Origin of the sequence: Paraburkholderia humisilvae (assembly GCF_902859855.1) — a bacterium.
In the GTDB taxonomy this organism is placed as follows: domain Bacteria; phylum Pseudomonadota; class Gammaproteobacteria; order Burkholderiales; family Burkholderiaceae; genus Paraburkholderia; species Paraburkholderia humisilvae.
In genome coordinates this window covers 282,717-302,515 of sequence record NZ_CADIKH010000005.1, presented here as the reverse complement: position 1 = coordinate 302,515, position 19,799 = coordinate 282,717, and the positions used below count along the sequence as shown (strand labels likewise).

Below are 19,799 nucleotides of genomic sequence, written 5' to 3'. Positions count from 1 at the left end.
GATCATCATGGCTCCATTACACGCAAAGGCTTCACCGCCCGCAAACTCAAGCACGAGCAATTCGACGCCACCGGCAGCGCATCTCGGGACGGTCTGGAAATTTGCCGTCCCGGTGGGGCTCGGCGTAGTCCTGTGGTTCCTGCCCGTGCCCGATGGCCTCCCGGTGAAGGCGTGGCACATGTTCGCCGTGTTCGTCGGGACCATCGCAGGCATCATGACCGCCCCGTTACCCATGTCGGCGGTGGCTATCATTGGCGCCACGGTTGGCGTGCTTGTCGGCGTCGTATCCTTTGCCGACGTCACCCGATCCACCGGGACGGACCTGGTCTGGCTGGTGATGCTTGCATTCTTCATCTCCCGTGGCGTGATCAAAACCGGCCTCGGGCGTCGCATCGCCCTCCTGTTTATGCGGCTGCTAGGTAAGCGAACCCTGGGTCTGGGTTATGGACTCGTGTTGACCGAACTGGTCATCTCGCCCGCGATGCCGAGTATCACGGCGCGCGCCGGGGGGGTGATGCTGCCGATAACCCGGGCGATAGCGGAAGTCCTTGGCAGCCATGCCGAGGATCCGGCGTCCCGCGGCAAGGTGGGTAGCTATCTGATCCTCTGCGCGTTCCACGCGAACGTCATCACGGCCAGCATGTTCATCACGGCAATGGCGGGTAACCCGCTTGTGGTCAAACTCGCCGCAGATCAGGGCGTCAAGATAAGCTGGCTGGATTGGGCGCTGGCTGCATCCGTCCCCGGCTTGCTGTGCCTCGCGATCATTCCGTTCGCATTGCAGATGATTGCTCCGCCGCAGATCCGCCGCACACCCGATGCGACCGATCTCGCCCAGAGAGAACTCTCCGCCATGGGCTCGATCTCCACGAATGAAATCATCATGGCGCTCATCTTTCTCGGCCTGCTGGTACTGTGGGTCTTTGGCGAGGCACTGGGCGTCGGAGCGACGTTCGCGGCGGCCCTCGGTGTCGCACTGCTGCTTATTACTGGCGTGCTAACCTGGCAGGACGCGCTGAATGAGAAAGCTGCGTGGGATACCCTGATCTGGATTGGCCTGCTGATCATGCTCGCCTCCAAACTGAACGAATATGGCATGGTTGCGTGGTTTGGCAAGACATTCGGTGTCCACCTGCAGGGTCTGCCGAGGCTGGCGGTCTATATGCTGGTGGCGGCGATCTATGTTTACATCCATTACTTCTTTGCAAGTGCCACGGCGCATGTCAGCGCGCTCTTTCCGCTTAGCCTCGCGCTGATGGTCAGCGCAGACGTCCCGCCCTTTGTCGCAGCGGTCGCGCTCGGCATCCTGAGCAGTGTCAACGGTTGCCTGACCCAATACGGTATTGGGTCAGGTCCGGTCATGTTCGGCGCCGGCTACGTCAGCCAGGGACAGTGGTGGAAAGCTGGTTTCCTGATGAGCATCATCTATATGGTCGTCTGGCTCGTGGTCGGGCCGCTTTGGTGGAAATTGCTTGGGCACGTGTGAGGTATCGCGCAATCCGCGTTGGATACCTAACGACGATATCCGCAAAGGGATATTTAATCGGCATACAGCTTATCTCGTGAAAAATAAATGCAAATTCTCATTCAATCAATCGCTTACCAACACACCGCCGGCATTGTGATTGTCACCTCCTGAATATTTTCTTCAATCGGCCGATATCCTTCATACTCGCATGCAATGAAACGGTAAGATTGCGTTCCGCAAGCGTCCAGATGCTTGTCCAGACCACGTCACTCTGTTGATAACGAGGGAAAAAAATGAAGTCGATAAAGAAATCGTTCATTGCAGGATGACAGCATGATTTCAAACTTCGCAGGAACGAAAGACGTCAAAAGTTCGACGTTCAACTCATCCTCCCAGACTGCTTCATCGGGTACTTCAGCGTCGACCCGTGTAAATGTACACATGCCAACTTCGAGCAGCGTCGATTCAATGGCACAGGACAATGCGGTTTCGATTAGTGGTGAGGCAATCATGCTGTCGCGTCTGTACATGACGTCCAATCCCGGCACGACTCCGTACCTGTCGGAGCTAACTTTTGCGACAATGGCGTCAAATCCGGTTGATTTTTTGACGCGAGGCGACAGGGAGTTTCTTGCCAACGTTTATTCATACGCGCAATCACAGGGGATCGATTTGCGGTATGTCGACGATGTCGCAAGCGACATGGGAATGTATAGAAAATTTGGGAAGGTCGAAGCAAATTCCAACTCGCAAGGTATGAGCTTTAACAGCAAAGGACAAGCCCTAACATACAGCTTTACGGCCGCCGACTCTACCTCGGCTAGCAACATCCTTAACGGTGGCGCATTCGGCAGCACGCGGTTCGACCACGGATTCCTGCGCTTTGAGCTTAATCCGGGGTATTCGTTTAACCACGTGGCGAACTTCTCGTTTCTTCAGGGGATGGCGGAGCACTTCTCGAATGTGGGGGCCAGCGACACCGATACGTTTGCGCAAAGATTCTCGACGTACACTGCGCATGGCCAGAACAATTTCTTAGTGACTGCCGCCTCGGAGGTCACCCTCGATATTCCGCAATCGGACTCAGGTAGCAGCCAATCCGACGCGCTCAAGACAGGTAAGCGGACAGACAAAGCTGTCAGTCAACTCCATTTAAACCCGGGGACGTCAACGCAAAGCCTTTGGGTCACGCTGCTGGACTCGCTTCTTGTCTGGCGCCGGAAGCGGGAGCTCTAAGGACCTCCCGTCACCCCCGCAGAAATGCGCGGCCCGTTTTCGAGTTGGAACAAGCTCGGCTATCGCTGAGGCAGCATTTTATGGCAGACGTTGCAGGCAGGAAGCCAGGCATGTCGTCGAACGAGCGCGCCAGCCCGCCAATGTTGGCATCCCCATTCTCCGACCGACTTCAGGCGCCCCCGCAAGCGGAATGGCATGACCTAGCACGCGGCGCACGCGGCAGCAAGGCAGCATCGCACATGCGAAACGCCCAGGCCCCCGGCCGATGCTCCGCGCGAGGCGTCGCCGGCACAGCCTGGGTCACATACGCGTGAGCGCGGCCCCCGCTAGAAGATGACGACAGCCCGGCCGACGAGCGTGCCTTCTCGCAGGCGGTCGAGCGTTTCGTTGATCTGATCGAAGCGAATCGGCGTGGTCGTGTGCCGGATCTTCCCAGCCGCGGCCAAGGCCATAACTTCACTCAGGTCAATGTAGTTCCCCCAGTTCGAGCCGTAGAAGGTCTGCTCCCGATTGATGCGGGGAAACAGCGGAATGTCGACACGATCACCCAGCAATCCGACATCCACATAGTGGCCGCTGGTGCCGAGGAGGCTGAAGCCGAGCTGCAACAAGTCGGGCGCCCCGACGCAATCGAGAATAGCGTCCAGATCCTTCTGTCCCGTGAGCGTCTGCAATTCGGCTTCTATATCGGCTTTGGACGCATCCTTGAGATTGACCGCGAAATCCGCGCCGTAGCCCTTGGCCAGAGCGAGCTTTTCCGCGTCCAGATCGAACGCAACGATCGTGACCCCGCCCCCGAGCAGTTTTGCATACTGCACGGCGTAGCCGCCGAGGCCGCCCATGCCGAATACGCCGAGCAAGCGATCCGGACCGAGCGCACCGGCATTGAGCAGCTTCTTGACCCCACGATAGGGCGTCAGGCCCGCGTCCGTGAGCGGCGCCAGGTGTTCGAACGAAAGCTCACGCGGCACCTTGATCAGATATCGCGCGGGCACGGGCAGGTACTCGGCGAAACCTCCATGCGGCCCGAAGCCGGGGAAGCGCACGTTGGGACACAGTTGGGTGTTGCCGACCTGACAATGACGGCAGGTGCCGTCACCCCATCCCGGCACGACGACGACGTGATCGCCTTGCAGCAAGCCGGCATCGGAAGCCTGCTGGCCGATGCGCGACACGACGCCGGTAATTTCATGGCCGGGCGTAATGGGTCTGGGGATGTCGAAGTACTTCAGGAAGTACCCATCGATCAGTTCCGCGTCGGTGCGGCACACGCCGCAGGCCGTCACTTGGACCAGGATTTCATCCGACTGGATGTCGGGGATGGGAATGTTCTCGAGGACCAATGGCTTGCCGAACTCGAGCAAACGCGCTGCTTTCATCACCACTCCTTTCCTCAAGTTGACCAGAGCGAAATCGCTGTTTCGAGCGATTGCCGGTGGTTGGTCGTACCGTCGCGGCGGGACTCGGCATCGCCGGCAACTGCGCCGGCCCGACTTCGGACAGTGACCGCCGTCCTGATTTCGGGGAGTGTCGTGGCGTTGACGCTGCGCTCTGCGACGCGATCTTGTGCGCCACGCGCCGATTCAGCGACACGGTGCCGCGCGTGACGGGTCACCCTAGGCTGTTTGATGTGAACAACGCGAACTTCTGAGGGTGATCTGACCGAGCAGAAACGATCGCTTCCAACCATGGATCGAAGTCTAGGAGTTAGACTGCCGCTAAAAAAGAGGCGAATTCCAGATTCCGCGTGCAAAGAAACTGCACAACGAGCAGCAACGATTTCTTGTGTCGCCGGCGTCTGCGTGAGTCGTCCGGCCGCCGCGTAGTGCCACCGATGGCTCCTCCGCTCGCCTGGCTTCAGTCTTCTTTCAGCCCAACTTCGACAGCCACTCGACAATGGCCTTTCCTATTTCGTCCGGTGAATCTTCCTGGAAATAGTGCCGCCCGGCGACCTTCACTTCGGTCAACGCCGGAAAACCGCGGATAAACGCGAGATCCTCGTCGTTAGCGAGAATGGCGCCCGGCTGAACGTTGAAGAACAGATTGGGAAACATCACTCTTCGATAACCAGTCCGCAGACGCAGCAACGATCTCAACCACTTCGGCCGGGCTGCCATCGACCGGAATCTGCCGGGGCCAGCTCAAGGTCGGACGCCGCCCCTCGCCCGGCTCCGCGAACGGGCGCCGATACTGCTCCATGTCTTCGGCCGAGAGGGTTCGAATGATCGCGCCGGGGAGAATCTTCTCGATAAAGAAGTTGTCGCGCAAGACCATGTCCTCGCCACGGTCAGAACGCAGCGCTTCCAACACCCAGCGCATGTCGATCCTGTCCCAGTGGTCGAGGCCCTGCGGCTTCACAATCGCCTCGCCGAATGCGATGCCCTTCACTGCATCACGGTGGCGGTTGGCCCAGTGGAAGCCTAGCGCGGAACCCCAGTCATGAATCACCAGCGTGACGCTCTCGCGCACATCCAGTGCCTTCAGCAGAGCATCGAGGTAAGCACGGTGTTCAACGAAGCGATACGAGTTGGGGCCACTGTCAGGAAGCTTGTCGGCGTCGCCCATGCCAATCAGGTCGGGCACGATGCATCGACCAAACGGCTGCAAGTGGGGCACCACATTGCGCCACAGATAGGACGACGTCGGGTTGCCGTGCAGGAACACGATAGGATCGCCCTGTCCCACCTCCACGTACGCCATCTCCTGGCCGAGGACCCGCCGCTTCTGTTTCTAATACGGAAATGCTGCAGAAATCATGTCACTTCTCCAAATTCGCTTTCGAGTGCCCGCATCCTGCTAACGAACTGTAACCTGTCAATGCTTTTTATAAAAGTTACATAACTCGCAAAAGAAAGGTTTCAAGATTCGCCTGATGTTGCAATGATTGCCTGAAAGAAATCATTGTGACGACGACTCGCGAGTATCCATGATCACATGGCACAGGTAGGCACGCGAGACCCATCGCGTGAATCAGCGCTCCGGACTCGCCGACGTCCTTGCCCGGCATTGCGATTCATGTGTCCGCGCTATGGCCCGTCCGGATCACGTAGCGGGACATTCAATGAAAAGTCTCGTGTAGATAGCAATCCGAACGGATACTCAGGCGGATGAAGGAACGAGACCTATCGAATGACCGTTTGTTGAGCGGAACCGACCGCGAACGCCCGAACGATGGGGCGAATGAATGACACGTCGTGAGCCGCGCTGGGTGGGCTGAAAATGCCCCGTACCCTCGGGTCGAAATTCACCCAATTACTATAAACCGTGAAGATTGACCCACGAATTCGAACCATCACTACACCATCGGTTATGGCATGACTTTTGCGGCGATCCTGTTCCTCGGTGGGCGTTATGCGCAGTCGAATTTTTGCCCATCGAGAATCTCATCTTTTATCGTCAAACAGGAGCTTTCATATGCCAGGTCAACCTGAAGGTCAAACGCAAACTGATAACCGGAGGAGTGCGCATGTACCCGTAGTGGCTGCCGCGGTCGGGATCGGGACAATTCGAGCCGGTATGGCTCACATGGCTAACTCTGGATTTGGAGGTGGATCAAAGCAGTACTTCAATTCCATGCTGGGGGCAATCCTCAACCGGCGAGCGTTCGCGAATGCGCCTGGTCTTCTAAAGGCAGCCTCTGTGGCGTCGATCGGCGCGGGCTTCGCCGTTATGCACGCGCTCGGTCCAGTCGGACATGCGAAGGCGGCATTCCAGGACCTGACCTCCTCTCGCCAGCGGAATTCAAAAAGCTGAATTCCGCCTGTCAGGGATTGAGAAACTGACGGGGATCGCAAATCCCCGCCAGTTGTGGGCGTTCGTTTATTGCGCTCGATTGTCGCATGTAGGCGGCAGGAACATATGCCGCCGATACCTTCACCGACCCCTGATAATCGATTAGGATAGCAAAAAATAGCACCACCGCGAAACCATTGATGACCGACGACAGGTTCGCACCTATGACTCGCGGGTCGGGCTTCAGCTATGCGGCGTAAAGCGACGCGAAAACTGACCATCCAGATCGCCATCGCTAACACGGTTTGACTGCAGGCATGCGGGACATTCAAGAATCCGTGTGAACCGCCGATAACCCAGACGACGTAAAATACGCGTGCGTCGAGATAACGCAGTGCCCGCGAGGCAGATGCGTAATACATCGCGCGCTGACGTGTGTAAAAACAAACCGCTTACCGGGGAATATTGTTCATGCTAGTTATCAAAATCCTTATTGGCGTCGCTATCATATTCGCGTTATATGTTGGCGCAACCAGGTTCAATCAGCACTGCTCCGCCAGATTTGGTCACGCATTCTTTACGAAGCGCGCCTTTTACGCGACGCTAACCGCGCTCGCCTTCATTGTCGCGGGCAACTTATGGCGGGATTCGTCAATCCAAAGCCACGGTGACACGTTAAACGGTGTCGTACTAATGTTGATCGGCGTCACGATAGCCTGCGTGATGATTGTTGCCAATATCCGCCGGACAAACATCCAGTATGGTATTGGCGGCTCCGTGGTACAGCTCGGCCTTTTCTTTTTGCTCGCGTGGATCGCGCTGCCGCTATTGATGATCGGCGTGGTCTGCCAATTTCTGGCTATCATTTCCGCAAAACCGGTCTACGTGGTTAATCGTTAGAGAAAGCGCGAACGGTGAGGCTGGGCGAATACATCGCGCGCGCTCACCGCACTTTCGACCACGATCGAAACGCATCGAACCTTCATGCAGACGCTGGCGCGGTGCGTGGCCCATCACAGATCTCCCGGCAAAACTCGAGAAATGCCTCGACCGCAGCAGGAGGCAAACGCCGCGATGGCCGGATAACGTAGAGCGGAAACGTCTCGCCCGGCCAATCCGGGAACAACTCCACCAGCGCGCCGCTGGCAAGCAGAGGCTCTACGCCGAGCGCCAGGACCTGCGCCACACCCACGCCGGCCACACACGCTCCGACCATCGTATCCACGTCCGTTAGCGTCAGTCGCCCTGTCGTCTCGACCGGCAGGATCGCTTTGCCGCGGTGAAATTCCCAGTGAAACGGTTTGCCGTGCTGCGGATCGACGTACTGGATGCAGTTGTGCCCTGCGAGCTTCTCCGGCGTCGCAGGGCGTCCATATTTCCTGAGATAGGACGGCGACGCCACGGTCAGCACACGGGTTTCGAGCAGCAGCCGGGAGGTCATGCTCGACGGCGGCTGCGGACCGAACCGAACCGCGGCATCGATGCCCTCCGTCACCAGGTCGCCCGCATCGGGTAGCTGCACCATCACCAGGTCGAGTTGCGGATAGCGCTCGATGAATGCCGGCAATCTCGGCGCCAGCAGGTTGCGGGCAAACACCGGATTCAGGCTGACCCGCAACGTCCCGCGAACCGTCACCGCCGCGCCTGACACGACGTTGGCCGCGTCCTCGATGCCGGACAGATGGGGTGCCGCCAGCTCGTAGAGCCGGGCGCCTTCGTCGGTCAGATGCAGCGCGCGCGTCGTGCGAGCCAGCAACCGTACACCGATGCGCGCTTCGAGCCGCGAGACCGACCGGCTCACGCCTGAAGCCGACAGTCCAAGCACCTCTCCCGCCCGCGTAAAGCTACCGGTCTCGACGACGGCCGCCAGCACGCTCATCCCTGCAAGCAGTCTCCCGTCAAAGCTCATTGGGTCTCTCCTTTGACTTTTAGCACAAATCTTTTGATTACCCCCATCTTAATCAAAAGTGACGGGAGACCTATCTTCCCGTCAACGGCACGTCACCGTGGCTGCCGCCACCCGGTAGTGCGATTTCGCACCGCCATCGCGACCGTCATCCCGACCCTCACCCAATGGAGCTCACCATGTCCGGCCCTGCGCGTACCCTCCTCTTCAAAGGCGGCACCCTCCTGACGATGGATCCCAACGTTCCGAATCTCGCACGCGGCGACGTGCTGGTGGAAGGTGACCGCATCGCGGCCGTCGGTCCGTACCTGAAGGTCGACGACGCCGAAGTGATCGACGCCGCCGGGAGCATTGTCCTGCCCGGCCTGATCGATGCGCACCACCATGCATGGCTCGGCGTGATGCGCCGGATGATGCCCGACGTCGACGATCTGTTCGCGTACATCCATGTCGTCGCCGAGACGCTGGGCGCGCACTATCGTCCTCTCGACATGTATCTGAGTACCCGGCTGACGGCAGTCGCTTCGCTCGACGCTGGCATGACGACCCTCATCGATGCCTGCCACAGCTCGCGCAGCCCCGAGCACACCGATGCCGCGCTCGAAGCATTGGAGTCGACCGGCATCCGGGCGCTGCACATGGTCGGCGCGGCAATGGACAAGAAGGCCTCCGCTGCCCATCTGCCGCGGGACCTGGAACGCCTCGCAGTCGACTGGAACGGTGCGGCGGGCCGGGTGCGAGTTGGCCTATTCGGTCAGCTCAATCTCGACTGGTGGAAAGTCGCACGCCGGCTCGACATGCAGATCCTGACCGAGTTCATCGGCGATCTCGCCAGGCTCACGCCCGAATTCGCCGAGCCGGGAGTGCTGGGCGCGCACAACATCTTCAACCACTGCACACGTATCCCACCCGAAACGTGGCAGCTGTTCGCGGATGCGGGTGTGAACATCACCGTCAATCCCCGTTCGGATGCGCTGTTCGGCTTCGACGATGAGAGCTTCGCCTATCAGCGAGCGATCGATCACGGCCTGACGCCGGCGCTCGGCGTCGACCTGGACACCGCCTTCGGCAGCGATCTGTTTGGCGAGATGCATGCGCTGTTCGGGCAGCAGCGTTCGGCCATGCGGGTTCGCCGTTTCCGCGGCGAGGCCGACGCGCCCGCGCCGATCTCGGTCGCGGCGGTACTGCAAGCCGCGACGATCCATGGCGCCCGCGCCGCCGGTCTGGAGCGTTCGATCGGCTCGCTGACCCCGGGCAAGCAGGCCGACATCATCATGGTGCGCACCAATGGCGCGGCTGTCTTCCCGGTGAATAACGCGATCGGCACCGTCGTCCAGGCGGTCGAGCGCTCCGATGTCGACACCGTCATGGTTGCGGGCCAGTTGCGCAAGCGTGCCGGCCAGCTGATCGACGTCGATCTGGCGAAGCTGTCGGCTGAGGCGACCGCCTCCCGTGACTACCTGTTCAACGCGAGCGGCTACCGACCCGACCTCTTCGAAACGTCCGCTTCGTCGCTGAGCAGTGCCGCCTGAGTGTGTCCGGCCGCCCGTCCATCGTCGGGCGGCCTTGACTTAGGATTACTGATATTTAGCTAATCATGCCATCGCTTACCCTGAAGACGGCAGATCAGGCCGACGCCACGCCGGCTTATCTGGCCCGTCCGTCCCTCGCCGTCATCGCCATGCTCTTCTGCGGTTATCTGGCCGTCGGTCTGCCGCTTCCCGTCATTCCGCTGTTCGTCCATGACAAGCTAGGCTTTAGCAACCTCGTGGTGGGGCTAGTGATCGGGATTCAGTTTCTCGCCACCGTATTGACCCGTGGCTATGCGGGTCATGTGACCGACCATCAGGGCGGCAAACGGGCAGCCTTGCAGGGCGCCGCCCTCTCGGCCCTGGGTGGCCTGCTCTATCTGGCCGCCGCAATCGCGGGTCTGGCGCCGGCAACCCGTCTTGGCATCGTGATCGCAGGGCGTCTGGTGGCCGGCCTCGGCGAAAGTCAGTTCGTCACCGGCTGCGTGTCCTGGTCGATCGCCTCAGTCGGTCCGCAACGCGCCGGGATGTCGATGTCCTGGACGGGCATCGCCATGTTCGCCGCGCTAGCGATCGGTGCTCCTGTCGGCATGAGTCTGTATCAGCGGCTGGGCCTACCGGTCGCGATGGCCGCCTGCATCGTCGCACCGCTGCTCGCGATCTGTATGGCCTTGGGTGCGACCTCGTACGTTTCGCCGGGCGGTCATCGACTGCCGTTTTATCGCGTGATCAGCCAGATCTGGCGCGAAGGGTTGGGTTTGATGCTGCAAGGCGTCGGGCTGTCCGGACTGACTGCGTTTGCGTCGCTCTATTTCGCGATGCGCGGCTGGGGCCATGCCGGACTCGTGATGACAGCGTTTGGTATCGGCTTCATCCTGACGCGGATCACGTTAGGACATCTACCCGATCGCATCGGCGGCTACCGCGTGGCGCTTTGGTCGCTTGCTATCGAAGCCGTCGGCCAGGCGGTGCTGTGGGCCGCACCGCACGAGAGCGTGGCGCTCGCCGGTGCGTTCGTCACCGGCCTTGGCTGCGCGCTGATTTTTCCGGCCCTCGGTGTCGAGGCGCTCAAGCGCGTGCTGCCGGCCAATCGCGGCAGTGCGATGGGGGCTTTCGTCGCCTTCCTCGACATTGCCTATGGCATTGCCGGCCCCACGGCTGGCCTCGTTGCCGGCCAGTTCGGCTACGCCGCGGTGTATCTGCTCGGTATGGCAAGCGCGCTTCTGGGCGCGGGCCTCGTTCTGATCAGCCGCCGTTCCGCACGCTGAGCATCTCATTCCCGCAACCGGCAGCGTCAACCACGCCGGATTCGCCATCCAATAGAAAAGACGTCACATGGCACGCGTATTCATTTCCGGTTCGTCCACGGGCCTCGGCTTGATGGCAGGCGAACTGCTTGTCGCGCAAGGACACCAGGTAGTCCTGCATGCCCGGAACGCCGCCCGCGCGAACGTTGCACGGCGCACGTTACCCGAGGCTGAGGCCGTCGTCGTGGGCGACCTCGAAACCATCGCCGGCGCCAAGGCGCTTGCCACGCGCGTCAACGAACTCGCCGCTTCGATACGGTGATCCACAATGCTGCGGTCGGCTATCGCGAAAGCCGGCGGCTCACCGCTGACAGTCTGCCGCATGTCTTTGCGATTAACACGCTGTCCGTCTATATCCTGACCGCGCTGATCGGGAAGCCGAAACGGCTCGTCTATTTAAGCTCGGGTATGCACCGCCAGGCCGACGCCAATCTCGATGACATCTTCTGGCGCAAGCGTCGCTGGAACGGATCCGCGGCCTATGCCGAAAGCAAGCTGCATGATGCAATGCTGGCGTTCGCGATCGCCCGTCGCTGGCCCGGTGTTTTTTCGAACTCGCTTGAACCCGGCTGGGTACCCACCCGGATGGGGGGTCCCGATGCGTCCGACGACATGGATCAGGCGCATCGAACCCAAGCCTGGCTCGCCGCCAGTGACGATGCGCAAGCTCAGGTGACGGGCCAATACTTTTACCACCTGCGGCCGCTTACGCCAAACCCGCAGTCGAAGGACGCCGCGCTCCAGAACCGGCTCATCGCGCTATGCGAAGAACTCTCCGATGTCCATTTGATGGTATAGGCCAGACTGCGTACGCGCAGCGATGACATGATGCACAGGACGCCGCGCACCGGACCCAACCTTGCGGCGCACGTATGCCCAGCCATCGACACGTCCTCCTTCTTCGGAGTCCATCGACAGCTACGCGGCGCGGCATGGTTGACGTCGTAAAAACCTTGGCAGCGGATGGAATGTTTGCTCCGAGACTGTGTTTGCATCTTCATACACCCGAATCCAGCGTCCGCTTGCAGTCGGAAGTATCGATCGGACGATTGGCTGAGTACGGTTCGTGTCTCGACTCGCAACCCTGGTTGAGCGACGTCCGCCAATCTCTCACTCTCACAAATCTCGGAGAAGTCTCATGAAGTTGAATTCGTTTGTCCTGGCCGGCTTTGCCTGCGCCACGCTGCTGAGCGCAACGACATCTTTCGCGCAGGACAGCGCTGCAGCCCCGGCCACACCGATCAAGAATGTCGTGCTGGTTCACGGGCTGTTCGCAGACGGTTCGAGCTGGCAGAAAGTGATTCCGCTGCTGCAGGCGAAGGGCCTGCACGTGACGTCGGTGCAGAATCCGACGACCTCGCTCGACGCGGACGTCGCCGCGGTCAAGCGCGCGCTTGCGCAACAGGATGGCCCGACGCTGCTGGTCGCGCACTCGTACGGCGGAATGGTGATCAGCCAGGCGGGCGACGATCCGAAGGTCGCGGGTCTCGTGTACATTGCCGCGCGTGCGCCGGATGCCGGCGAGGACTATCCTGCGCTGACGAAGAAATTCCCCGCTGCGCCCGCATCGGCAGGGCTTCAGTGGTCGGCCGACGGCTACGGCGCGCTATCCGAGCAGGCATTTGTGAGAGACTTCGCCGGCGATCTGCCGAAAGCCGAAGCGGAAACGTTCTATGCGGTTCAGCAGCCGATGGGCAAGGCGATCACGATGGCAAAGACGACCGTCGCGGCGTGGCACGACAAGCCGACCTGGTATGCGGTGTCGACTGAGGATCGCACCATCAACCCCGATCTGGAGCGCTTCATGGCGAACCGGATGCACGCGCATACGATCGAGCTTAAGTCGAGCCACGTATCGTTGCTATCGCATCCGACTGAAGTGGCGAATCTGATTCTCGAAGCGACCGGCGCGCAGAAGTAAGGCGACATCCGACTCGCGTCGGATTGGCGCATTGGCGCATTAGCACGCGACAGGTCAGGCTGCTGAAGAACTTGCGGGCTCGAGGCAACAGTCAGTTGGCGTTTGGTGAGCGGTTAGTCGAGAATATCGCGTTGACTGATCGCTCACGGTCAAACGGTCGAAGACATTTCGATTAGCGATTAGCGCGCCCGATTGGCGAACCCGATTAGCGAGCCGCGCGCGGTTTGCCGCAAACTCGGATCGCATCCGAAATACAATGCGTCTCGGGTTCCCGGACCTTGTTGCGGCGGTTACCCGCGTCGCCACTTTGCAGACCACAGCCACCTTCGGCTCGCCGAAGCCTCTTTCATGTCACAACACAAAGCGTCGCTGTCGCGCGCAGTTCACCATGCCGTTGCTCAGTTCGAGACCCGGGTTCTGGTACTCGTGCTTTTTGTCGGTTCAATCTGGGCGGTCTTTATCGCGACCGCGGCCTTCCCCGAGCTTCTTCTGTACCGGCACGGCGTGGTGCCTCGCACACTCGGCGGGCTGCAGGGCATCCTCTTCGCGCCATGGCTGCACGCGAGCGTTGGCCACATCGCCGCAAACACGGGCGGGCTCGTGACACTCGGCTGGCTCTGCATGTGGCCACGTATCTCCAACTTCGTGTGGGCGACCGCAGCGGCGATGCTCGGTGGCGGCATGTGCGCGTGGCTCTTCGGCGCGCCGAACTCGCTACACCTGGGTGCGAGCGGCCTTGTGTTTGGCTACGCCGCGTTCCTGGTCGCGCGCGGGCTCTATACCCGCAACCTTTTGTCCGTGCTCGTGGCTGGATTCGTCGGATTCAGCTATGGGCTGACGATGCTGCTGGGTGTCTTTCCGTTCGATCCTGGAGTGTCGTGGCAGACCCACCTTGGCGGTGCGTTGGGAGGCGCGGTCGCAGCGCGGATCGGTGCGAGGAGGCCGTCCTGATGACCTTCCGACCCTCCGCGGATTGCTCATCACACGCGCCGTTGTGGAGAGCGGGCCGACGAAGTGTGCTTCCGGGATGGTATCCCGCCGTTGCTATCGCAGTCGTGCAGACCCGCGGATAAGCAAGCGGCAGGATCCCACCCGAAGAGACGATGAGACGACAGTCGTCCGGGTTCTTTCAACGTCGCCGTCACGCCCGCAGCCGTGACCTGTCCGTGCACGTTGCTTCAGACGGGCTTTCTGCTCGCATCCTTGATAGCCTCCTTGACGTCGCCGGCGTTCTTGCGTGCTTCGCCGGCCGCCTGCTGCACATCGCCCTTGACTTCCTGTTTCCGGTCTCCCGTTGCGCGGCCGACAGCCTCATTCACCTTACCTTTCACCTTCTCCGCGGTGCCCTTGACTTGATCCTTGTTCATGGTCGATCTCCAATGCGAATCTGATTCGTGGATGATTTGCCGCCCGTCCTGGGCAGGCTCAGGAACTAGCGCAACCGGCGTGCCCGCCTGCATCGCGGTTGCCTCGTCATCGTCGGCCCGCCGCCGGGCGGCAAGGCGGGTAATCGCGCTGAGCGACTCACCCCGGGACTATTTCTTGCGCTGCGATTGCATCGGGACGGTTGGCGTCGACCGCCCCCCATGGGTGCCCGTGGGGGCGTCGAGCCCTGTAAGGCGCCGCTTTCACGACAAACAGATCTCAATGTGAAAAAGATCGACGACCCTTGGAGCCAGTACATGAGAGAGACCGAACGCCGTCGGCGATGCGAAGAGATCTACCAGCTGGAACTGGCGCGCGGCGCATCACACATCGCAAGCTGCATCACTGCTGAATCGACGATGCGAAGTGTCGACGAAGTGCTGCAGGACTTTGCGCGCGCCCATGGCGTGCAGGATTGTCAGTCGTTTTGCAAAACGCTTGCGAACCGCCTTCACATTCGCGGGTGCGCAAACGCCGCGAAGCTCGTGCTCGAGTGGACGCCACTTGCCCAATCCTGCGCCGCCGCTGAGCCTGGCCGTGAGACCGGACATCCCTCTCGCGGCGCGCGAGAGGTGAGGCGCCGTATGTGACACGGCTTGCGGCCATCCTCGCCGGTGCGCTCATCCTTAGGTCGCGATGCAGCATGGGCGTGTGTCCGCTCGCAGGCGCTGGAGTCATGCGTGCAGGAAAGCGCGCTGCAGCACCGGGTAGGTGACCACCCGCCCGTGCCCCAAAACAGCGCGCTCTTTGCGCAACGCATTTCCCGCGTTAAAAAAGCGTCCTCTGACCACTCGTCAGCGTGTCGAAATCGTCATTAAACAAAGGCAGTATCGCATCCGCCACTGGCTGCAACTGACTGCTCAGATAGTGCTGGTAATCGAGCGCGGATCGCCAGGTCTCGAGCGGCTCCGGCCCGGCGCTGGTCATCACATAACTGATCCAGCCACCGCTCTGATACTGCAACGGCCGCCCTTGCTGCCGGTTGAACTCATCCGCTATACGGGCTGCCCGAACGTGCGGCGGCACGTTGCGCTGATACGCAGCAAGCGGACGACGCAGCCGCTTGCGATAGACGAGCAGGTCGTCAAATTCTCCGCTCAACGTGCGGCGCACATAATCCCGCACGTAGTCCTGATACGGTTGCTGCCTGAACACGCGCAGATAGAGTTCCTGCTGGAACCGCTGAGCCAGCGGCGTCCAGTCGGTACGTACCGTCTCCAACCCCTTGTAGACCACTTCCTCGCTGCCATCCTCATGCAGCGTGAGGCCCGCATAACGCTTCTTGCTGCCCTCCTCCGCGCCACGGATGGTCGGCATGAAGAAGCGCCGATAGTGCCGCTCGAACTGAAGCTCCAATGCGCCGTCCAGCCCGAAGCGTGCCCGCAGGTCCTGCTTCCACCAGTCGTTGATAGACGCGACGAGTGTCCGACCTGTCTGCGCCGCCTCTTCCTCCGTGCGCGCGTGGTTCAGCCAGACGAAAGTCGAATCCGTGTCCCCGTAGATGACCTCGTAGCCCTGTGCCTCGATCAGCTCGCGCGTCTTACGCATGATTTCGTGTCCGCGCATCGTGATCGATGACGCGAGGCGCGGGTCGAAGAACCGGCACCCGGTCGAACCCAGCACCCCATAGAACGAGTTCATGATGATCTTCAACGCCTGCGACAGCGGCTTGTCGTGATCGCGCTTGGCCGCCTCACGCGCTTCCCAGATCTGCGCGACGATGGACGGCAGGCCATGGCGGGTACGGGAGAAGCGCGCACCCAGGAAGCCGGGAACCGAGTCCGCCGCATCCGGATTACGCATGCCTTCCACGAGTCCGACCGGATCGATCAGGAAGGTACGGATGATCGACGGGTACAGGCTCTTGTAATCCAGCACGAGCACGGAGTCATAGAGGCCCGGCCGGGAGTTCATCACAAAGCCCCCCGGACTCGGCGCGCCCGCCACATCGCCCAGGTTCGGCGCGACATAGCCGAGCCGATGCATGAGCGGCAGGTAGCGATGCGTGAACGCGGCCACCGAGCCGCCGCTCCGGTCTGCCGGCAGGCCGGTCACCGTTGCGCGCTCAAGCAGGAACGCGAGCAGTTCGGTTTTGGCGAAGATGCGCGTCACCAGTTCGCAGTCTTTCAGGTTGTAGCGCGCAAGCGCGGGCTTGTCCTCATCGAAGCGGCGCTGGATTTCGTCCATGCGCTGATACGGGTTGTCGATGGCTTTGCCCTCGCCGAGCACCGACTGCGACACGGATTCGAGGCTGAACGATGGGAAGCTCCAGGTCGCCGACCTCAGCGCTTCGATGCCGTCGATAATCAGCCGCCCGGCCGCATCCGCGAAGAAATGCCCCTGGGTGAGGCCGTGTTCCCGCCACCCCATCACACTGCCGTCGCGGCCCAGACACAACGGCACGCGATATTGCTCCGCGTGCTGATGAAGGATGCGCAGATCGAACTGCACCAGATTCCAGCCGATGATTGCATCCGGATCGTGCCGGACCATCCATTCGTTCAGCCGCTCGAGCAGCTGGGCACGGCTTTCGCAGTATTCGAGGTCGAAATCGACCGAGCTGCCGTCGCCGTTGGCCGGGCCAAGCATATAGACCTGGCGCTGCCCGCAGCCTTCCAGTGCAATCGAGTAGAGTTCCCCCTGGGCACTGGTCTCGATGTCCAGCGAGACCAGCCGCAACTGCGGCCGATAGCCGGGCGCGGGCTTCATGTCGCCGTCCAGCAACACACCCCTGCCGTCGGGTTGGCCGCTGAACCAGACGGGCGCCGTGATAAAGCGCTCCATCATGTACCGGTCGGGCGGGAACACGTCTGCCTCGTAGACATCGGCACCGGCTTGCTTCAGACGCCTTTCGACGTGGGTCAGCGACCGGTACTGCTGACTGTACAGTCCCAGAACCGGTCGATGATGAAAGTCACGCAGCTCGAGTGGCCGTAGTTCGATGCGTACGGACGGTGATTCGCGACGCAGCATCAGCTCGACTTGCTGGCGTTGCGCGGCGGGAACGAACGCAACGGATTCCTGCGGGCGCAGGCGGAGCTGGCGCGGCCCGTCGTCGGTCGCCAGCCAGAACACGACCTCCGTGCCGGCCGGTGTGTCCCGCCAGTGACGGGTCAAAATGAAACCCTGTTTCTGCGCTGTCAAACACCCACTCCAACACGACGGTTTGTTCCGATCCGTGAATTTTACCGTCCACATCGAGTACGCGCTGTTTCCCGATGCCTGCATGACGTCCTGACGTCGCGCGTCCGACATCGCCCGCTTTTTAGTTCGGGCCTCACGGTGCGGGATACGGTTCTTGACCGATTCCCCGTCGTAGTGGGCTTCAGCCGTCCGTCGAGACGGTCGTCGCCTCCCACGCACCGATTTCATCGTTCAATGCCGACCATTTGTCTCGCACGAGCCCGAGCGCATCGCTACCCAGCAACAGATGCGCGGGCGGGTGAACCGCAGCGATGGCGGCCAGCATCGCGCGCGCTGCTTTCCTCGGGTCTCCCAATTGCTTGCCGCTTTTCTCGTCACGGGCTTTACGGATGGGATCGAAGAGATCGTCGTAATCCGAAATCGAGCGGGGCGTGCGCGTCATCGAACGGCCTGCCCAATCCGTGCGAAACGAGCCTGGCGCCACCGCTGTCACGGCAATGCCAAACGGCTTGACCTCTTTGCCGAGCGCCTCGGAGATGCCCTCCAGCGCGAATTTGCTGCCGCAGTAATAGGTGATTCCCGGCATGGTGATGTAACCGCCCATCGACGTGATATTCAGAATGTGGCCGCGGCGGCGTTCACGCATAAACGGCAGCACAGCCTTCATCATCGCGACCGCACCGAATACATTCACATCGAACTGCTGGCGCATCGCCGACAGCGGCGATTCTTCCATGATGCCCTCGTGTCCATAGCCGGCATTGTTGACCAGCACATCGATGGAGCCCACGTTCGACTCGATTTCCGCCACGACTCCGTCGATCGCGTCGAAGTCGGTCACGTCGAGTACACGTCCCGACGCACGCTGCGTGGACAGCGACTCAAACTCACGCTTTGCCTGCGCACTTCTCACCGTGCCGATAACCTGGTGACCCACCGCCAGCGCTTCCTGAGCGAGCGCGCGACCAAAGCCGCTGCTAACACCAGTGATGAGCAGTGTTTTGCGGGATGCCATTGAAGCTTCTCCTGGATGTCGATTGGAGAGTGCATACTAGTCTGACCAGCACGGCACAATAAGCCACATTACGCGGATTTTATTGCCTAAAACTATGAGCATGAAGCGCATTTTGATGCAGCATCCGGATCTATCCTCGCGCAGCCAGCCACGCATGGTTGCGCTGCTGCACGCGTTGGCGCCTGACGAGGGCTACAACCTGACCGCACTGCCGAGCGTGCGCATCCTGCGTTCGAACCGTGCGCTGTCCCGCACACCGGTTCTATACGACCCCGGCATCGTGATCGTTTGCCAGGGCCGCAAACGCGGTTATTTCGGCGACCAGCTTTATCTGTATGACGAGCGTCACTACCTGGCCGTGTCCGTGCCCGTGCCGTTCAGCATGGAGACTGACGCCACGCCGGAGCGTCCGTTGCTCGCGCTGTACCTTCACCTCGATTTCACCGTGGCCGCCGAGCTGGCCGAGCAGATCGACCGCGCAGGCGTAACGGAGCGTGTGCAAGCGCCTCAGAGCATGATGTCGACACCAATGGACGACACGATGCAGGCGTCCGTCTTGCGTTTCCTCGAGGCGATGCATCGGCCGCTCGAAGCGGCCGTGTTGGGCCCCGGCCTGCTGCGTGAACTGTATTTTCGTGTGCTCACCGGCGCTCAGGGGAGCTCGATGCGCGAGGCTTTGGCGATGCGAGGACAGTTCGGCCGGATAGGTCGATCACTTCGCCTGATTCACGCAAGCTATGCGCAGCGCCTCGACGTAACGCAACTGGCGGAGCAGGCGGGTATGAGCATTCCGAGTTTCCACAGCCACTTCAAGACAATCACGCAGGTGTCGCCGATGCAATATGTGAAGTCGACGCGTCTGCATCAGGCGCGCCTGTTGATGCTGCGCGAGTACCTGAGCGCGGAAGCGGCGGCCCACGCGGTGGGTTACACGAGCCCGTCCCAGTTCAGCAGGGAGTTCAAGCGTCTGTTTGGTTTGACGCCGGCCGCGGAGACGAGGCGTATGCGTGAGCGCTTCGCGATGCCACCCGCATTCACTGACGCCGGTTATGTTTCGTCGCATTGAGTTTGACGCGTTCCGCAACCGCATCCGTGACCAGCGAGCGCGGCAGTCGT

The 19,799-nt window shown here is 61.0% G+C and carries 18 protein-coding genes; 11 read left to right on the top strand and 7 right to left on the bottom strand.

From position 1 onward, the window contains the following. Positions 1 to 7 precede the first annotated feature (7 nt). Positions 8 to 1,486 carry a DASS family sodium-coupled anion symporter gene (locus tag HV796_RS07275; RefSeq protein WP_175225779.1) on the top strand — a complete coding sequence of 493 codons (1,479 nt, stop codon included), beginning with the start codon at positions 8 to 10 and terminating at the stop codon, positions 1,484 to 1,486. Between the two features lie 315 nt (positions 1,487 to 1,801). After that, on the top strand, positions 1,802 to 2,704 hold the full coding sequence (locus tag HV796_RS07270) for a hypothetical protein (RefSeq protein WP_175225778.1): 903 nt from the start codon (positions 1,802 to 1,804) through the stop codon (positions 2,702 to 2,704). Between the two features lie 326 nt (positions 2,705 to 3,030). Here HV796_RS07270 and HV796_RS07265 read toward each other — a convergent pair whose 3' ends face one another. The 3 genes from HV796_RS07265 to HV796_RS07260 form a co-directional block, all read right to left on the bottom strand. Continuing rightward, the gene (locus HV796_RS07265) at positions 3,031 to 4,083 is read right to left on the bottom strand and encodes an NAD(P)-dependent alcohol dehydrogenase (RefSeq protein ID WP_175225777.1); all 1,053 of its coding nucleotides are present in this window, start codon (positions 4,081 to 4,083) and stop codon (positions 3,031 to 3,033) included. A 489-nt stretch (positions 4,084 to 4,572) separates the two neighbouring features. Beyond that, positions 4,573 to 4,758, bottom strand: coding sequence for a hypothetical protein (locus HV796_RS43350; RefSeq protein WP_217477856.1), 186 nt, complete (start codon positions 4,756 to 4,758; stop codon positions 4,573 to 4,575). Further along, complete coding sequence (locus HV796_RS07260; protein ID WP_217477855.1) at positions 4,709 to 5,395, bottom strand: haloalkane dehalogenase; 687 nt, start codon at positions 5,393 to 5,395, stop codon at positions 4,709 to 4,711. Before HV796_RS07260 ends, HV796_RS43350 begins: the two co-directional genes overlap by 50 nt. A 1,512-nt stretch (positions 5,396 to 6,907) precedes the next feature. Between HV796_RS07260 and HV796_RS07255 the strand changes: the two genes are divergently transcribed. Then, entirely contained in the window at positions 6,908 to 7,336 is a 429-nt protein-coding gene (locus tag HV796_RS07255; RefSeq protein WP_175225776.1) for a hypothetical protein, read from the top strand. A gap of 82 nt (positions 7,337 to 7,418) precedes the next feature. Here HV796_RS07255 and HV796_RS07250 read toward each other — a convergent pair whose 3' ends face one another. After that, positions 7,419 to 8,345: a LysR family transcriptional regulator gene (locus HV796_RS07250; protein ID WP_175225775.1), complete on the bottom strand. Its 927-nt coding sequence runs from the start codon at positions 8,343 to 8,345 to the stop codon at positions 7,419 to 7,421. Between the two features lie 176 nt (positions 8,346 to 8,521). Here HV796_RS07250 and HV796_RS07245 point away from each other — a divergent pair, with 176 nt between their 5' ends. From HV796_RS07245 to HV796_RS07225, 6 genes are all read left to right on the top strand, one after another. After that, complete coding sequence (locus HV796_RS07245) at positions 8,522 to 9,874, top strand: amidohydrolase family protein (protein WP_175225774.1); 1,353 nt, start codon at positions 8,522 to 8,524, stop codon at positions 9,872 to 9,874. A 65-nt stretch (positions 9,875 to 9,939) separates the two neighbouring features. Next, positions 9,940 to 11,139: an arabinose transporter gene (locus HV796_RS07240; protein WP_175225773.1), complete on the top strand. Its 1,200-nt coding sequence runs from the start codon at positions 9,940 to 9,942 to the stop codon at positions 11,137 to 11,139. 67 nt (positions 11,140 to 11,206) lie between these two features. Further along, positions 11,207 to 11,440: a Rossmann-fold NAD(P)-binding domain-containing protein gene (locus tag HV796_RS44045; protein ID WP_246355733.1), complete on the top strand. Its 234-nt coding sequence runs from the start codon at positions 11,207 to 11,209 to the stop codon at positions 11,438 to 11,440. Continuing rightward, positions 11,437 to 11,976 carry a Rossmann-fold NAD(P)-binding domain-containing protein gene (locus HV796_RS07235; RefSeq protein ID WP_246355732.1) on the top strand — a complete coding sequence of 180 codons (540 nt, stop codon included), beginning with the start codon at positions 11,437 to 11,439 and terminating at the stop codon, positions 11,974 to 11,976. The genes HV796_RS44045 and HV796_RS07235 overlap by 4 nt, the downstream gene beginning before the upstream one ends. A 340-nt stretch (positions 11,977 to 12,316) precedes the next feature. After that, the gene (locus tag HV796_RS07230; protein WP_175225772.1) at positions 12,317 to 13,099 is read left to right on the top strand and encodes an alpha/beta hydrolase; all 783 of its coding nucleotides are present in this window, start codon (positions 12,317 to 12,319) and stop codon (positions 13,097 to 13,099) included. 348 nt (positions 13,100 to 13,447) lie between these two features. Continuing rightward, on the top strand, positions 13,448 to 14,050 hold the full coding sequence (locus tag HV796_RS07225) for a rhomboid family intramembrane serine protease (RefSeq protein ID WP_175225771.1): 603 nt from the start codon (positions 13,448 to 13,450) through the stop codon (positions 14,048 to 14,050). A 227-nt stretch (positions 14,051 to 14,277) separates the two neighbouring features. Here HV796_RS07225 and HV796_RS07220 read toward each other — a convergent pair whose 3' ends face one another. Beyond that, the gene (locus HV796_RS07220; protein WP_175225770.1) at positions 14,278 to 14,466 is read right to left on the bottom strand and encodes a CsbD family protein; all 189 of its coding nucleotides are present in this window, start codon (positions 14,464 to 14,466) and stop codon (positions 14,278 to 14,280) included. A gap of 315 nt (positions 14,467 to 14,781) precedes the next feature. Here HV796_RS07220 and HV796_RS07215 point away from each other — a divergent pair, with 315 nt between their 5' ends. Then, positions 14,782 to 15,114 (top strand): hypothetical protein, encoded by a 333-nt coding sequence (locus HV796_RS07215; RefSeq protein WP_175225769.1) that lies wholly within the window; start codon positions 14,782 to 14,784, stop codon positions 15,112 to 15,114. A gap of 178 nt (positions 15,115 to 15,292) precedes the next feature. On the opposite strand, the gene HV796_RS07210 is transcribed toward HV796_RS07215, so the two are convergent. Continuing rightward, positions 15,293 to 17,668, bottom strand: a complete 2,376-nt coding sequence (locus HV796_RS07210; protein WP_175225768.1) for a DNA polymerase II — start codon at positions 17,666 to 17,668, stop codon at positions 15,293 to 15,295. 181 nt (positions 17,669 to 17,849) lie between these two features. Further along, positions 17,850 to 18,683: an oxidoreductase gene (locus HV796_RS07205; RefSeq protein ID WP_175225767.1), complete on the bottom strand. Its 834-nt coding sequence runs from the start codon at positions 18,681 to 18,683 to the stop codon at positions 17,850 to 17,852. Between the two features lie 100 nt (positions 18,684 to 18,783). Between HV796_RS07205 and HV796_RS07200 the strand changes: the two genes are divergently transcribed. Next, on the top strand, positions 18,784 to 19,749 hold the full coding sequence (locus HV796_RS07200) for an AraC family transcriptional regulator (RefSeq protein WP_377693442.1): 966 nt from the start codon (positions 18,784 to 18,786) through the stop codon (positions 19,747 to 19,749). Positions 19,750 to 19,799 lie beyond the last annotated feature (50 nt).